Source organism: Mixta sp. (assembly GCF_024610815.1).
Lineage (GTDB): Bacteria > Pseudomonadota > Gammaproteobacteria > Enterobacterales > Enterobacteriaceae > Mixta > Mixta calida.
This window is the reverse complement of record NZ_JANION010000109.1, coordinates 1-16,148: the sequence shown is the minus strand read 5'-3', so window position 1 is coordinate 16,148 and position 16,148 is coordinate 1. Positions and strand designations below refer to the sequence as shown.

At 59.7% G+C, this 16,148-nt stretch carries 10 protein-coding genes, 1 tRNA gene and 3 pseudogenes; 11 read left to right on the top strand and 3 right to left on the bottom strand.

The window, feature by feature from the left end; all coding sequences use genetic code 11:
* Positions 1 to 613 precede the first annotated feature (613 nt).
* The 8 genes and pseudogenes from mdcA to mdcH all read left to right on the top strand — a co-directional run bounded on the left by mdcA (position 614) and on the right by mdcH (position 7,743).
* A pseudogene (mdcA, locus tag MYY08_RS07675) lies at positions 614 to 2,269 on the top strand (malonate decarboxylase subunit alpha).
* Positions 2,269 to 3,129 (top strand): triphosphoribosyl-dephospho-CoA synthase, encoded by an 861-nt coding sequence (locus MYY08_RS07670; RefSeq protein ID WP_502888451.1) that lies wholly within the window; start codon positions 2,269 to 2,271, stop codon positions 3,127 to 3,129. The pseudogene mdcA and the gene MYY08_RS07670 overlap by 1 nt, the downstream one beginning before the upstream one ends.
* 7 nt (positions 3,130 to 3,136) lie before the next feature.
* Positions 3,137 to 3,436, top strand: coding sequence for a malonate decarboxylase acyl carrier protein (gene mdcC, locus MYY08_RS07665; RefSeq protein ID WP_038624144.1), 300 nt, complete (start codon positions 3,137 to 3,139; stop codon positions 3,434 to 3,436).
* Positions 3,429 to 4,262 (top strand): biotin-independent malonate decarboxylase subunit beta, encoded by an 834-nt coding sequence (locus tag MYY08_RS07660; protein WP_190296200.1) that lies wholly within the window; start codon positions 3,429 to 3,431, stop codon positions 4,260 to 4,262. The genes mdcC and MYY08_RS07660 overlap by 8 nt, the downstream gene beginning before the upstream one ends.
* Positions 4,259 to 5,059, top strand: a complete 801-nt coding sequence (gene mdcE, locus MYY08_RS07655) for a biotin-independent malonate decarboxylase subunit gamma (RefSeq protein WP_288013873.1) — start codon at positions 4,259 to 4,261, stop codon at positions 5,057 to 5,059. The genes MYY08_RS07660 and mdcE overlap by 4 nt, the downstream gene beginning before the upstream one ends.
* Before the next feature lie 129 nt (positions 5,060 to 5,188).
* Positions 5,189 to 6,148 carry an AEC family transporter gene (locus MYY08_RS07650; RefSeq protein ID WP_288013872.1) on the top strand — a complete coding sequence of 320 codons (960 nt, stop codon included), beginning with the start codon at positions 5,189 to 5,191 and terminating at the stop codon, positions 6,146 to 6,148.
* A 3-nt stretch (positions 6,149 to 6,151) separates the two neighbouring features.
* A pseudogene (locus MYY08_RS07645) lies at positions 6,152 to 6,767 on the top strand (malonate decarboxylase holo-ACP synthase).
* 4 nt (positions 6,768 to 6,771) lie between these two features.
* Entirely contained in the window at positions 6,772 to 7,743 is a 972-nt protein-coding gene (gene mdcH / locus MYY08_RS07640) for a malonate decarboxylase subunit epsilon (protein ID WP_288013871.1), read from the top strand.
* Here the strand turns inward: mdcH and MYY08_RS07635 are convergent.
* Positions 7,629 to 8,552: pseudogene (locus MYY08_RS07635) on the bottom strand (LysR family transcriptional regulator); the annotation flags it as partial. The gene mdcH and the pseudogene MYY08_RS07635 overlap by 115 nt on opposite strands.
* A 349-nt stretch (positions 8,553 to 8,901) precedes the next feature.
* On the opposite strand from MYY08_RS07635, the gene MYY08_RS07630 reads away from it, so the two are divergent.
* Entirely contained in the window at positions 8,902 to 11,748 is a 2,847-nt protein-coding gene (locus MYY08_RS07630; protein ID WP_084971423.1) for an EAL domain-containing protein, read from the top strand.
* A gap of 45 nt (positions 11,749 to 11,793) precedes the next feature.
* Here the strand turns inward: MYY08_RS07630 and ftnA are convergent, their stop codons facing one another.
* Positions 11,794 to 12,306: a non-heme ferritin gene (ftnA, locus tag MYY08_RS07625; protein WP_038624153.1), complete on the bottom strand. Its 513-nt coding sequence runs from the start codon at positions 12,304 to 12,306 to the stop codon at positions 11,794 to 11,796.
* A gap of 328 nt (positions 12,307 to 12,634) precedes the next feature.
* Here ftnA and mrdA2 point away from each other — a divergent pair, with 328 nt between their 5' ends.
* Positions 12,635 to 14,500 (top strand): peptidoglycan DD-transpeptidase MrdA2, encoded by a 1,866-nt coding sequence (mrdA2, locus tag MYY08_RS07620; protein WP_190296197.1) that lies wholly within the window; start codon positions 12,635 to 12,637, stop codon positions 14,498 to 14,500.
* 14 nt (positions 14,501 to 14,514) lie between these two features.
* On the opposite strand, the gene MYY08_RS07615 is transcribed toward mrdA2, so the two are convergent.
* Entirely contained in the window at positions 14,515 to 15,837 is a 1,323-nt protein-coding gene (locus MYY08_RS07615; RefSeq protein WP_288013870.1) for a methyl-accepting chemotaxis protein, read from the bottom strand.
* Between the two features lie 194 nt (positions 15,838 to 16,031).
* Here MYY08_RS07615 and MYY08_RS07610 point away from each other — a divergent pair.
* Positions 16,032 to 16,107: transfer RNA gene (locus tag MYY08_RS07610), tRNA-Phe, on the top strand.
* The last annotated feature ends 41 nt before the right edge of the window (positions 16,108 to 16,148 follow it).

Here is a 16,148-nt window from a genome sequence, read left to right as displayed (position 1 = left end):
GTATTATATCCAGACGTTAAATATATCAATGTGAGAATTGTCTCTAATTCGGCCGGGGGAAAAACCGCTTAGCATAGCTATTTTTTTATCGTGCCGGAATGAAAGATTATTTTACGCCAGGAAGGCGATAAGCCTTTCTGTCTTACTGTTAAAGCGCGGCCGTAGCGTTTAAAACCGGAAAATATCCTTTAAACCTGCTAACGATCCTATTTAACCCCCCTGCTACAGGGCAGGTAATAAAAGCGCTAAACCGCGTTTAAAACACATTATTGTTTTGCGCTCACCAGCAACGATAGAGTCGCCTTTTTGTGAGCTGACGAAGGATAACCGTAACGACAGGCGCTGCGCGATCCTGCAAATCGTAGGCATATCCGGCGCCGCTCGCCATGAAAAAATCCAGATAAGATCTTGCTTATCTTCATGTTATCAACCCGGCCGCAGTGACGGAAAAGGGCGCGGCGGCGTCCGATGCGGCCTGTACCTCAGAAGCGGTAAACTTCCATTACTCTCAGGCTAACGATCCTGCGCCCTGCTTAATTGATGCATAGCGCTGACAGGCAGAGACTCTTCTCATCGATTTGAGTTAAATCACAAATGAGCCAGGAGGTTAGCCATGTTGCCTGAATCATCATCAGGCCGCGTCTGGGATACCCGTCGCACTGAAAAACAGCGACGCATTGCATCACTCGCTATTCCAGGCAAAGTTCTGCCCACCGACGATTTACCTAATGTCCTTGAAAAACTGATTGCTCCCGGCGACCGCGTGGTGCTGGAGGGGAATAACCAGAAATAGGCCGATTTTCTGTCGCGCATGCTGGCGGAGGTCAACCCGCAGAAGATTCACGATCTGCATATGATTATGCCGAGCGTCAGCCGCAGCGAGCATCTGGATATTTTTGAAAAAGGCATCGCCCGTAAACTCGATTTCTCCTTTTCCGGTACGCAAAGCCTGCGTATTTCCCAACTGCTGGAAGATGGTCAGCTGGAAATCGGCGCGATTCATACCTATATCGAACTCTACGCCCGTCTCTATGTCGATCTCGTGCCGAATGTCGCGCTGGTCGCTGGCTTTAAAGCCGACCGCCAGGGCAATCTCTACACCGGCCCCAGCACCGAAGATACGCCCGCGCTGGTAGAAGCCGCCGCGTTCCGCAACGGCATCGTCATCGCTCAGGTGAACGAGCTGGTGAACGACGTGAATGACCTGCCGCGCGTCGATATCCCTGGTTCCTGGATCGATTACGTGGTGGTCGCCGACCAGCCTTTCTTTATTGAGCCGCTGTTCACCCGCGACCCGCGTCTGATCAAACAGGAGCATGTGTTGATGGCGATGATGGCCATCAAAGGCATCTACGCCGAACATCAGGTGCAGTCCCTGAATCACGGCATCGGCTTTAACACCGCCGCCATCGAGCTGCTGCTGCCGACCTACGGCGAGAAGCTTGGACTCAAGGGCAAAATCTGCCGTCACTGGACGCTCAACCCGCACCCAACGCTGATCCCCGCGATTGAAAGCGGCTGGGTGGAGAGCATCCACAGCTTCGGTAGCGAACTGGGGATGGAAAACTACATCGCCGCGCGCCCGGACATCTTCTTTACCGGCCCGGACGGATCGATGCGATCCAACCGCGCCTTCTGCCAGCTGGCCGGTCAGTATGCAGTCGATATGTTTATCGGTTCGACATTGCAGGTCGACGGCTACGCCAACTCCTCTACCGTCACGCGCGGTCGTCTCTCCGGTTTCGGCGGTGCGCCGAACATGGGCCACGATCCCCATGGCCGTCGTCACGCCACCCCAGCCTGGCTGGCGATGATCGACCAGCCCGATCCGCTGGTGCGCGGCCGTAAGCTGGTGGTGCAGATGGTGGAAACCTTCCAGGCGGGCGGCAAACCGACCTTCGTGGAAAAACTCGACGCCATTGACGTAGGCAAAGCCTCCGGCATGCCGTTGGCGCCGGTAATGATCTACGGCGACGACGTGACCCACGTGCTGACGGAAGAAGGCATCGCCTATCTCTATCGCGCGCAGTCGATGGAAGAGCGTCGGGCGATGGCGGCGGCGGTGGCCGGCATCACCGATATCGGCCTCGGCGTTGACGCTAAACGCGTAGAGCAGCTGCGACGCGAAGGCAAAATCGCCTGGCCGGAAGATTTAGGCATTCGCCGCAGCGAAGCGAGCCGTTCCCTGTTGGCCGCAGGCAGCGTCGCGGACCTGGTGGAATGGTCCGGCGGTCTTTACAACCCGCCAGCTAAATTCCGGAGCTGGTAATGGCGATGCCACCGCAACGCTCAGCAGAGCGCGCTGAAAAGCTGGCCCTCCGCCTGGCGGAGCGGGCAAGCGGCGCGCTGATTGACGAAGCGCGCCTGACGCCGAAGCCGGGCCTGGTGGACGGACGCGGCAGCGGGGCGCATCACGACCTGACGCTGGCGCTGATGGAGCGATCCGCTCGCGCGCTACAACCCACCTTTTACGCGCTGGCGCTAAACAGTTGGCGACGTCCGGCGGATATCGCGCTGCGCCAGCAGGTCGGTCAGCTGGGGCGCGAAGGCGAAGCGCGGATGATGGCGGCCACGCAGGGCGTCAACACCCATCGCGGCGCGATCTGGGCGCTGGGGTTGTTGGTCAGCGCCGCCGCCATGCTCGACGTCAAAAGCACGGCGCAGGCGGTATGCCAGACCGCCGCCGCGCTGGCGCGGCTGCCGGACGATCGCGCGCCGCGCACCTTTAGCAAAGGGCTGCGCGCCACGCAGCGTTATCACGTGCCGGGCGCGCGCGAAGAGGCGCAGCAGGCGTTTCCGCATATTGCTCAACTGGCGCTGCCGCAGCTACGGCGCAGCCGCGCGGCGGGCGCGTCGGAAGCGCAGGCGCGACTGGATGCGCTGATGGCGATCATGACCTCGCTGAGCGATACCTGCGTCCTGTCGCGTGCCGGACTGGCTGGCCTGGAGGCGATGCGCCAGGGCGCGCGTCAGGTGCTGAGCGCGGGCGGCTGCGGGACGCCGGAAGGCGAGCAGGCGCTGGCGCGTCTCGACGCCGATATGCTGCGTCTGAACGCCTCGCCGGGCGGCGCGGCGGATCTGCTGGCGGCCACGCTGTTTCTCGATGGTATTTGCTTACCTACAGATTGAGGATGTTATGGAACAAATCACACTTTCTTATCCCGCCACGCGCACCCTGTATGGGCAGGCGCTGGCTGGCGTCGTGGGCTCCGGCGATATGGAAGCCCTGTTTGTCGCCGATCAGGGCGAACGTCTTGAAGTCGATATCACCACTTCCGTGGTTAATTTCGAAGCGCGCTGGCGTGCGCTGTTCGACCGTCTCAGCACGTTGAACGGCCTGCCGTCCGGCAAGCTGACCATTCATGATTTCGGCGCCACGCCGGGCGTCGCGCGAATCCGTATTGAACAGGTATTTGAGGGGGCAAGCGATGCGTAACGACAGCAGTTTTATTGAGCTGCGGGCGCGTGAACGCGCGCGTCTGCTGCTGGACGAAGGATCTTACCGCGAACTGCTCGATCCGTTTGACGGCGTCATGTCGCCCTGGCTGCCGATGCAGGGCATTGTGCCGCAGGCCGATGACGGCATGGTGGTGGCGAAAGGCACCATCGACGGCAAGCCGACGGTGGTGATCGCTATCGAAGGCACCTTCCAGGGCGGCAGCATGGGCGAAGTCTCCGGCGCCAAAATGGCGGCGGCGCTGGAGCTGGCGGCGGAAGATCACCGTCGCGGCGTGCCGACGCAGGCGGTGCTCTGCCTGGAAACCGGCGGCGTGCGCTTACAGGAAGCGAACCTGGGGCTGGCGGCAATTGCCGACATCCACGCCGCCATCGTCGACCTGCGACGCTATACCCCGGTCGTCGGCGTGATTGCCGGCACCGTCGGCTGCTTCGGCGGCATGTCAATCGCGGCCGGACTGTGCAGTTCGCTGATCGTCACCCGCGAAGCGCGCCTGGGTCTGAACGGCCCGCAGGTTATCGAGCAGGAGGCGGGCATCGAAGAGTATGACTCGCGCAACCGGCCCTTTATCTGGAGCATCACCGGCGGCGAGGTGCGCTATCGCAGCGGCCTGGCGGACGTGTTGGTGGACGACGGCGTCCATGCGGTGAAACAGGCGGTGAACGCGGCGCTGGCGCGCGGCGTACCGGAACAGCATCGTACCGACGATTACGCACGCATGCTGGCGCGCCTGGAGGCCGTAGACACCAGCCGTCAGGCAGACAGCGAACAGATTCAACAATTTTTTGCGGAGGATTCGCTATGAGTTCAATCAGTCGCGGCGAAACATGGCTGGCGCTGCTGAGTCAGAATGCGCCTCGCTTAGAGGGGCTTTGCCCGTCGGTTCAGGTGGCGGACGCCGACCTGAATGGGGAGAACGTGCGTTACATCGCCGTCGTGCCCGATGAAAACAACCACTTTCCGCGCGCCGCCAACGGCGAGGTCGGTCTGCTGGAAGGCTGGACGCTGGCGAAAGTGGTGCAGGAAACCATCGCCGCCGACGCGCAGGCGGAACGTAAACGCCCAATCGTCGCGGTAATCGACGTGCCGAGCCAGGCCTACGGACGCCGCGAAGAAGCCTTCGGCATCCATCAGGCGCTGGCGGCCTCGGCCGCCGCCTGGGCGCAGGCGCGTCTCGCCGGGCACCCGATTGTCGGGCTGATCGTCGGCAAGGCGATGTCCGGCGCTTTCCTGGCGCACGGTTATCAGGCCAACCGGCTGATCGCCTTTAACGATCCCGGCGTCCTGATTCACGCCATGGGCCAGGCTTCCGCGGCGCGCATTACGCTGCGCAGCGTCGATGCCCTGATGGCGCTCGCCTCAACGGTGCCGCCGATGGCCTATGACGTGGAAAATTATCAGACGCTGGGCCTGCTGGACGAGATGCTGAATATCGCCAAACCGGACGCGCCTGACGACCAGGCGAAACAGCAGGTAATGGAAGCGCTGATCCGCGCCATCGGGGACGCCCGTAACGGCGACCGCAGCCTGCAACACCGTCTGCGCGGTGAAAACCGCCGCAGCTCCGCGCTGGTGCGCGAACGTATGCGCGCGCTCTGGTAATCCATGTTGTTAAGACAAACCTGCCAGGTGGATCGTGATGGGCACTCGCTGCCCATCCATAAAAACAGCCTGTAAAACAATAAACCATCGCACCTGTGCAAACTTTTAACTCATATTTACAGGTGACCTATGACTTATACTATTCTCCACGCGCTCGCCCCTATTTTCGTCATCATGCTGTTGGGCTTTATGGCCGGCAAGGCGAAAATGGTGGATAACAAGAACGTCGCTTTACTCAATATCTTCGTAATGGATTTCGCACTGCCGGCCGCGCTGTTCAGCGCTACTGTTCAGACGCCCTGGAGCGGGATTGTCGAACAGATGCCGCTGGTGGTGGTGCTAACGCTGGCGATGTGGATCGCCTACGCCGCCATCTATTTTCTCTGTATCAAGGTCTTCCATAAGTCGCCGCAGGACGCCGCGGTGTTGACTCTGACGGTGGCGCTGCCGAACTATGCCGCGCTGGGACTGCCGATCCTCGGCAGCGTGCTGGGCGAAAACGCCAGCACCTCGCTCTCGGTGGCGGTTTCTATCGCCTGCGGCTCGGTATTGATGACGCCGTTCTGCCTGCTGATCCTGGAGCGTGAAAAAGCGCGCGAGGCGGGTACGGTGCAGGGATCGTCCCTGACCATGCTGCCGGTGTTGATGTGGCGCTCGGTGAAAAAACCGATTGTCTGGGGACCGCTGCTGGGGGTGGTGTTATCGGCGCTGGGCATTCATATGCCTGACCTGGTGCTGACGGCAATCAGACCGCTGGGCCTGGCCGCTACCGCCGCCGCGCTGTTCCTGACCGGCTTGATCCTGTCGGCGCGCCAGCTGAAGCTGAACGGCGCGGTCGCGCTCTCCAGCGTCACCAAGCTGCTGATTCAGCCGCCGATCGCCTGGGCGCTGGTGCTGGCGTTAGGGTTGCACGGTTCGCTGGCGATCACCTCGATTCTGATGGTGGCGCTCTCCGCCGGCTTCTTCGGCGTGGTGTTTGGCAACCGCTTCGGCGTGCAGTCGCCTGATGCGGAAGCGACCTTGCTGATAACGTCGGTGCTCTGTATCGTGACGCTGCCTTTATTTATCTCTTTAACCGCAGGAATGTAATTGATGGCGCCGCGTCCCCACGACTTAATCTGGCTGAACGATTCTCAGGCGTTACAGGGCGATCTGCCTGACTGGGTGGCGCTACAGTGGCAGCCTACGCTGCCGCTGGTGGTGCGCCGGGATACCCATCCGGCCGGGCTGATCGCCGTCGGGATTCGCGGTATGGGACGTGAGCGGCGCGCCGCCGCCTGGCTGGACGCGGCGGCGATAATCCGTTTCGTCACGCCGGAATCGCTGGCTGACGTCGGGCTGCTGCTACGTTCGATTTTCGTCTCGCAGCCGCCGGTGCAGGGCGCGATCCTGCTGGCGCAGCAGAGCTGGCCGTGGCAGTGGGGCATTACCGGCAGCTGCGGCTACGCGCTGGCGACCGAGGTGCCGGTGCTGCACAGCGGCAGCGATCTCGACCTGCTGATCCGCGCGCCGCAGCCGCTGGCGCCAACCGCGTTTCAGCGCTGGCAGCAGCAGGTCGACCGCCTGCCGTGCCGCGCGGATACGCAGGTCGAGACGCCCTGCGGCGCGTTCGCCCTCAACGAGTGGCTGCGCGACGGGCGCGCTGTTGAAAACCAACCGGGGACCGCAGCTGGTCAGCGATCCCTGGCGGGCTGAGATGGAGGTTTAGGCTAATGAAAGTGTTGTTTATGTTCCCCGGCCAAGGGCCGCAGCGTCCCGGCATGTTGCAGGGATTGCCGTGCGGCGACGAACTGCTGGCGGAAGCGAGCGAGGCGCTCCATGAAGATGTCGCCCGGCTGGACAGCGCCGAAGCGCTGCGGCATACCCGCGCGGTGCAGCTTTGCCTGCTGATCGCGGGCGTCGGTTGGGCGCGCGAGCTGGCGCGTCAGGGATTGCAGCCGGATATGGTCAGCGGCCTGTCGATCGGCGCTTTTCCGGCGGCGGTAACGGCGGGGGCATTGGATTTCGCTAACGCGCTGCGTCTGGTGGCGCTGCGCGGCGAGCTGATGGAGCAGGCTTATCCTTCAGGCTATGGTTTGACCGCGATTACCGGCCTGAGCCAGAGCGATATCGAACCGCTGCTGGGCGACTGCTACCTGGCGAATATTAACGCCGCGCAGCAGATGGTGATCGCCGGCAGCGAAGAGGCGATGCAGCAGGCGGCGCAGCGGGCGGCGGCGCACGGCGCGCAGAAGGTGCATCGGCTGGCGGTCAGCGTGCCTTCCCACTGCGCCTTGCTGAACGAACAGGCGCGGCGGCTGGCGCAGGCTTTCGCTGACGTCACGCTGACGCGCCCGCGCTACGCCTATCTGAGCGGCAGCACTGCCCGTCAGCTGTGGCAGCCGGAGCAGATTGCCGACGACCTGGCGATGAATATGGCGCGCACCGTGCGCTGGCACGAGGCGATGGAAGCGGCCAACGAGCGCGATGTCGGCCTGGCGCTGGAGATGCCTCCCGGCGCGGTGCTGACCGGTCTGGCGCGCGAACCGCTGGCGCGCGGCGACGCGCTGTCGCTGGAGCGATCCGGCGTCGCGCTGACGCCGACTTCACGCGCATACATCCGGCCTTCCGCCACCAGCGCCAGCAGATTAGGATCGTGTTCGCGGTTGCGGTCGAAGACGATGGCGATCAGCTGCCGCATCTGATAGGGCTCCGCCAGCGGGATCAGTTGCAGGCTGCTTTCATAAATCCGTCGCATTCTGCCGGGCACCAGCGCATAGCCGACGCCCGCCTGCACCAGGCTCAGCATGGAAAAGATATCGTTAACGCGCATCACGATATTGGCGTCGAAACCGGCAATGCCGAACGCCTCCTGAAAGCCGTGAAAGGTAGCGAACCCCTCCGCCAGCGAAACGAACTTTTGCTGGCGGTAATCGCGCAGATCGGCGCTCGGCCCGTCGCCCAACTGCGCATCCGCCGGCGCCGCCATAAAAATCGTGTCCTCGAACAGCGGCAGCACCTCATGGCGCCGCCGGTCAATCTGGCTGTCGGTGACAGAGAGCAGGATCGCGTCCAGTTCGCCCTGCTGTAGCTTTTCCAGCAGCAGCTGATTTGAACCCATTGTTAAATCCAGCTCCAGATCGGGGCGGCGCAGCTTCATGCCCATAATCAGGCGCGGTACGGTCTCCAGCGTTAGCGAATAGAGCGTGCCGATGCGCATCCGCTTCTGTCCCAGTCCCGCCTTATTGCGCGCTTCGGTAATCCCTTTCGCCATGACATCCACCGCGTCCAGCGCGTATTCCAGCAGCGTATGCGCGGCGGGCAGCGGTTTCAGGTTGCGTCCCTGATGGATAAACAGTGGACAGCGTATATTTTCTTCAAGGGTATGCAGGGCGCGATGCACGCTGACATTGCTCAGGCTCAGCTGTTCAGCGGCGCGGGCGATGTTGCCGCAGGCCATAAAGGCGATAAAGATTTCCAGCTTGCGAAAACTCATGTCGGCGTCGATTTTCATGCAGGCTCCCTGTCTGGTTAAAACATCAGTGAATGCAGGGAAGCATAACCGGTTTAGCGCACAGCGTTTTTGATTTCCTGCGTAGACAAAAGACGCCGCTTCCTTTCCTTGCCCGGCGACAAAACCCTGCCCGCAATCTGGGTTAAGTTATTTAGTTAAGATCATTTCACCTGTAAAGCGCTGAATAATTTGTCACCCTTGCCGATATGCATGGAAAGAAGCCGTCTGCCGAAATGCGTTTGGGCGGACAGATAAGTTTTTCTTTAGCGTAGCGCTGGTCAGCCAGACGCACTACGTCGCCATGTCCAACCAACTCAGACCTCAGTCTGGGCCGCAAGCGGGCAACATGATGAACGAAAACTCAGATAAATATTATCGGCTACTGGTGCAGAGCGTAGTCGATTACGCCATTTATATGATCCATCCCGACGGCACTATCGCCAACTGGAACGTGGGCGCCGAACGGGTAACCGGCTATCTGCCAGAGGAGATCATCGGCAAAAACATCGCCGTGTTTTACAGCGAAAGCGAACGGGCGAAGGGCGTTGCGCTAAAAAACCTTGCCGTCGCCCAGCGCGACGGCCGTTTTGAAATGGAAGGCTGGCGTTACCGCAAAGACGGCAGCGCCTACTGGGCGCTGGTAGTGATCGACGCGATCTATGAAGATCAAGGCGGCATGCTGGGGTTTGCGGTGATTACCCGCGACTGTACCGAACAGCAGGCGCTGCTGCGCCAGGAGCGCGAGCAGGAGCAGAAGTTCCGTCTGCTGGTAGAAGGCGTCACTGACTACGCCATCTATATGCTCGATACCGATGGCATGGTAATGAACTGGAACAGCGGCGCTCAGCGCGCTAAAGGCTATGCCGCAGATGAGATCGTCGGGAAACACTTCTCTACCTTCTACAGCCTGCAAGAGCGCATGGCCTATATTCCGGAAAAGAACCTGCAAACCGCTTTTCGTACCGGCCGCTTCGAAGATAAAGGTTGGCGCTACCGCAAGGACGGCAGCGCGTTCTGGGCGCATGTGGTGATCGACGCCATTCTGGATGACAACGGCAAGCTGCTCGGCTATGCGAAAATTACCCGCGACTGTACCGAACAGCGGGAAATGCAGCGCGAACGGCGCACCCAGGAAGAAAAGTTTCGCCTGCTGGTGGAGAGCGTCACCGATTACGCCATCTATATGCTTGATACCGGCGGCCACGTGGTGAACTGGAACGCCGGCGCCCAGCGCGCAAAGGGCTACGTCACCAGCGAAATTATCGGCCAGCACTTTTCGTTGTTCTACAGCTCGCAGGAGCGGCAGAGCAGAATTCCCGACGCCAATCTCAATATCGCGCGCCGAACCGGGCGGTTTGAAGATCAGGGCTGGCGCTATCGTAAAGACGGCAGCGCGTTCTGGGCGCATGTAGTGATTGACGCCATCCGCGACGAAAGCGGCAAGCTGGTCGGTTTTGCGAAAATCACCCGCGACGTCACCGAACGGCGCGAATATGAGCAGCAGATCCTGCGCGCCAAAGATTTGGCGGAGGCGCAGAGCGAACGCATGACCTCGATGTCGCGATTTCTTGACACCATCATCACCAGCATTCCCTCCTGCGTGCTGGTGGAGGATGCCGTTTCACGCGAAATCCTGCTGGCGAACCGCAAGGCCGAGCAGCTGTTCGGCATGGAAAAAAACAGCATCCACGGCAAAAAGCCGCATGAGTTTATGCCGCCGGAGCTGAGCGATTATTTTAACGCGCTGGCCGATGCGGCGCTGCGCAGCGAAGGCGTCCATCAGAGCGAACGGCAGCTGGTGACCGTTGGCGGCGAGCGCATTCTGCACACCCGCGCGGCGACAGTACGCGGCGGCGATGCGCGCACCCACTATGTCATGCTGATCGTGGACGACGTTACCGATCAGCGCGCCGCCGATGCGCGCATTCACCATATGGCCCATCATGACTACCTGACCAGCCTGCCTAACCGCATTCTGTTCCGCCAGCGGCTGAGCGATGCATTGCGTCAGGATGCGCTGCACGAACGGCAAACCGCCGCGCTTTGTCTCGATCTCGACAACTTTAAGAACGTGAACGACGCGCTGGGTCACCAGATGGGCGATGAGCTGCTGCGCGCTATCGGCAGGCGTCTGCGCGCGGTGCTGCGCGAGCAGGATACGCTGGCGCGCATTGGCGGCGATGAGTTCGCCATCGTGCTGCCGGGCCTCAACAACCGTCAGGAAGCGAGCATGGTAGCGCAGCGGCTGATCGATGTCGTGATGCCGCCGGTCAATGTCGAAGGGCATAACCTGTCGGTGGGGATGAGCATCGGCATCGCCTTCGCCGATGCAGAGCTTTCTTCGCCGGAGCAGCTGCTGCGCTGCGCCGATATGGCGCTGTACGAGGCGAAGCGCAACGGACGCAACCGCTACGAATACTTCACGCTGGAGATGGATGTGCAGGCGCGCACCCGACGCAGCCTGGAGAACGATCTGCGCGAGGCGATCACTGAAAATCAGCTGCGGCTCTATTATCAGCCGATCACCAACAGCGAGCAGAAAGCGATTATCGGCTACGAAGCGCTGATGCGTTGGCATCATCCGGTGAAGGGGCTGATTATGCCGGGCGAGTTTATCGCCATCGCCGAAGAGACCGGGTTGATCCACAGCCTCGGCGCCTGGGCGCTGTATGAAGCGTGCCGCGAAGCAAAAAACTGGCCGGGCGATCAGACGGTGTCGGTTAACCTGTCGCCGGTGCAGTTTAAAAACAGCGCGCTGGTCTCAACGGTGGAGGGCGCGCTGCGCGAGTCGGGACTGGAGCCGTGGCGGCTGGAGATGGAAATTACCGAATCGGTGTTGCTGGACGATACGCTGGGCAATATTCGCACGCTGCAAAGCCTGAAGGCGTTGGGCGTGCTGATTGCGCTGGATGATTTCGGCACCGGCTACTCATCGCTCAGCTACCTGCGATCCTTCCCGTTCGATAAGATTAAGATCGATAAGTCGTTTATCAGCGATATGAGCGATAGTCGGGAAGCGCTGGCGATCATTCGCGCCATTACCGGCATGAGCCGCAGTCTGGATATTCAGATCACCGCCGAAGGCGTGGAAAGCCGCGAGCAGTTCGACAAGCTGAAAGAGGAGGGGTGTACCCTGTTCCAGGGCTACTTCTTTGGCCGACCGCAGCCCTCTGAGCTACGGCTGACCATGCTGTAAAAAGCCGATCCCGGCGGGCCAGCCGCGCGCCGGGACAGCTTATTCTCAGGCCGTCGGGCCGTGGCTGTCGCCATTCATCTGCGCCAGATCTTTATCGACAAAGAACAGGCTTTTGCCGCTGTCGCCCACCAGCGCCAGCTTATCCAGCACCGATTTAAACAGCTTCTCTTCTTCGTGCTGTTCGGCCACGTACCATTGCAGGAAATGGAAAGTCGAGTAGTCCTGGCTGATCATCGCCGCGTGTGCCAGCTCGTTGATTTTGCGCGTAATCAGCTGCTCATGCTCGTAGGTTTGCTGGAACAGGTCCGCCAGGGAGTTAAAGGAGACCGGCGGCGCGGCGATGCTGCCCAGCACCGGCATGACGCCCGTATCGCTGAGGTAGTCAAACAGGCGCTGCATATGTTCCATCTCTTCACGCGAGTGGGATTTTAAAAACGCCGCCGCGCCTTCAAAGCCTTTGTCGCTGCACCAGGCGCTCATCTGCAAATAGAGATTGGCGGAATAGAACTCCAGATTAAGCTGGTCGTTTAAACGCGCGGTCATTTCATTAGTCAGCATAGCGATTCCTTGTTATTGGCAGGCAAAAGTTCTTTGGCGAATTATGCAGCAAAGCGGCGTAAAGCAACATGCTTTTTTGCGCTTTTTTCGATTTTAATGTTTTGATTTTAAAGATAATTAATTCGTTAACTGAATGCGACTAACTCGCATTTTCAACCGTATTCGCGTCGGCTGAATAGTCATTAATGGCTTTCAATGGGTAATTTGTTACATCATCACTAAATGTCACACTTTTCGCTGCGCATACGCATCTTTCCGCTAGTGCGCAGAGGGGAGCGCTTTATCATGAACGGTAAAAATGAGAATACGTAAAATTGCCGTTTGCTGAATGAATATTCGTGATTTCGTCGCCGAAGAGAAACTGTTTCGCTATCGCGCGCTGACCGCCTTTGGGCTGGTGGTCGTCTGTTTCGCTATTCTGATCGTCAACCTCTGGCATGTGCAGGTGCAGCAGCACCAGTACTATCAGACCCGATCCGACAGCAACGACATCAAAACGATCCCTGTCGCGCCCCGACGCGGCATTATTTACGATCGCAACGGCATCGCGCTGGTGAAAAACATCACCTGGTATGACATTACAGTGATGCCCTGGAAGGTAAAAGATATGGCGGCGCTGTTGCAGGCGCTGACGCCCATTGTCGATCTGACGCCGGAGGAGGCGAACGATTTTCGCCAGGCGTTGCGCCAGAGCAGCCGCTACCGGCCGGTGGTGCTGAAAACCGAACTGACCGAACAAGAAGTGGCGCGCTTTGCGGTGAACCAGTACCGTTTCGACGGCGTGCAGATAGAGAGTTACCAGGACCGGCAGTATCCTTACGGCGCGGCGCTGGCGCACGTCGTCGGCTACGTCTCGAAAATCAACGACCGCGACTATCAGCGCCTCAATGAAGAGGGCGTCGCGGAGAACTACGCCGCCGACCATAACATCGGCAAGCAGGGCATCGAACGCTATTACGAAGCGCAGCTGCATGGCAAAACCGGCTATCAGGAAGTGGAGGTCGATAACCACGGCCGCATTGTGCGGGTGCTGAAAGAGGTGCCGCCGGTCGCCGGCAAAAATATCTACCTGACGCTTGATCTGCATCTGCAACAGTATGTGGAAAGCCAGCTGCGCGGCCAGCGCGCGGCGGTGCTGATTGAAGATCCGCGCGACGGCTCGGTGCTGGCGATGGTCTCCAGCCCCAGCTACGATCCCAACCCGTTTGTGAAGGGCATCAGCTATCGCGCTTATCAGCAGCTGTTGCAGGATAAATCGCTGCCGCTGATCAATCGCGTCACCCAGGGACTTTATCCGCCCGCGTCGACGGTGAAGCCCTATATGGCGATGTCGGCGTTGCTGAGCGGCGTGATCACCCCGCAGACCTCCTTTTATGGCGCGCCTACCTGGACGCTGCCCGGTACTCAGCGGCGCTACCGCGACTGGAAAAAAAGCGGTCACGGCATGCTTGACGTCACCAGGGCTATCGAAGAATCGGCCGATACCTTTTTCTACCAGGTCGCGTGGGAGATGGGCATCGATCGCATCCATCAAATGCTGAGCCAGTTCGGCTATGGTAAATCCACCGGCATCGATCTGCTGGAGGAGTATAACGGCCTGCTGCCGGATCGCGCCTGGAAACAGCGTGTGCACAAGCGCGCCTGGTATCAGGGCGATACGGTGTCGGTCGGCATCGGCCAGGGTTACTGGCTCGCCACGCCGATCCAGATGGTGAAGGCGCTGGACGCGCTGATTAACAATGGACGGGTCGTGACGCCGCATCTGCTCTACGCCACCCGTAAGGGGAAACAGATCACGCGCTGGCAGCCTGCGACGCCGCCGATGCAGATCGCCGATGCGCATTCGCCTTACTGGGCGCTGGTACGCCGCGCGATGTTCGGCATGGCCAACGCGCCAAACGGCACCGGCTATAAATATTTTCACACTGCGCCTTACGGCATCGCGGCAAAAAGCGGCACCTCGCAGGTTTTCAGCCTGAAGCAGAACCAGACCTACAATGCGAAGCTGATCCCCGTGCGGTTGCGCGATCATGTGTTTTACACCGCTTTCGCGCCTTACGAAAAGCCGCGCGTGGCGATCGCGGTGATCCTGGAGAACGGCGGCGGCGAAGGCGTGTCGGCGGCGCCGGTAGTGCGGAATATCCTCGACCACATTTTCCTGCCCGACGAGCAGGAAAATGTGAAGGCGGGTTAGGGGAGTGCGCCCGGCTACTTCTCTTCCAGCGTACGGGCTACATGGCTGATGGCGCTAACCACGTCGGTCGCGCTGTCACGGATTTCGGCAATCAGCTCGCCCGCTTTTTGCGCCAGCGACACGCCGCGATCGGCGCGCTGCAAATTGCTTTCGATACCGCTCAGCGCTTTGCCTGCTAGCTGATGGTTATCACGCACCAGAGTTTCGATTTCACTGGTCGCGCGGTTAATATTGGCCGCCAGCGATCGCACCTCATTCGCCACCACCGCGAAGCTGCGTCCGTGCGCGCCAGCCCGTGCCGCTTCGATCGCCGCGTTCAGCGCCAGCAGGTTGGTCTGGCTGGCGATATTGCGGATGGTCTCCACAATTTGCCCGATTTGATCCGACTGGGCGCTGAGGCTGGAGACGTCGCCAGAGATATCGTGCAGCTCGCCCGCCAGCGCGTTGATGTTCAGTACGCTTTCTTCCACCACGCTTGCGCCGATGCGCGTGCTTTCATCCGTGTGCAGCGCGGTTTGATACGCTTGTTGCGCCGCTTCCCTTTCCTGGCTGTTTTTCTCTACCTGGGCGGTTACATTGGCGGCGAACTTCACAATCTTATAGAGCTGCCCATCCTCATCGAACACCGGGTTATAAGTGGCGCGCAGCCACAGCGTACGGCCCTGCTTATCGATACGATGAAACTGGCCGGAGACAAAATCGCCCTGGTTAAGCTTGTGCCAGAATGCGCGATACTCCTGGCTGTTGCGCAGTTCAGGCGTACAGAACATGCGGTGATGCTGACCGATAACCTCCTCTTCGCGATAGCCGGTAGCCTTCAGGAAGTTGGCGTTCGCCTTCAATACTTCGCCCTCCAGGTTGAAGCTGATGACCGCCATTGAACGATCGATGGCGGCGGTCATGGCGCGTTGCTCCTGCGCATCAAGAATATGCGGGGTGATATCCGACGCCAGCTTGATGATTTTAATGACTTTCCCGTTACGGTTGCGCACCGGCACATAGTTCGCTTCCAGCCAGACCGGACGCCCCTGTTTATCCAGCCGCAAAAACTTGTTGCTGAAGCTTTCGCCGCGTTCCAGACGTTGCCAGAACGCCTGATATTTTGGCGAGCTTACCAGTTCAGCCGGACAGAACATTCGGTGATGCTGCCCCTGAATTTCATCCAGGCGATAGCCCATGCGGCTGAGAAACAGGTCGTTGGCGTTAAGAATAATCCCCGCCGGGGTAAACTCGATGATGGCAATCGCCTTGTTAAGCGCGTTCAGCGTGGCGGAGACGTTAGCGCACTGCCGCAAAGCGAAGCGTGAAGCGAATCCTGATGTAATAGAACGAAGCATGATGAACCTTTATTGTGTTATGAGGGTTTCATCGTGAGTTATCGACCCGGCTGTTTAAAAGTTAAACGCCGGAGGGGGTGGAAAGGCGCTTTTTACCGATGGTTTTACCGATTGGTGCAAAAGAGCGCAATCAGACAAAATTCGATGAAAAGCATTTGACGACATCGCGGCTTTACGGTTTAATGCGCCCCGTTGCCCGGATAGCTCAGTCGGTAGAGCAGGGGATTGAAAATCCCCGTGTCCTTGGTTCGATTCCGAGTCCGGGCACCACTTATTCAGAGAACCCGCCCAAAAGGCGGGTTTTTGCTTTT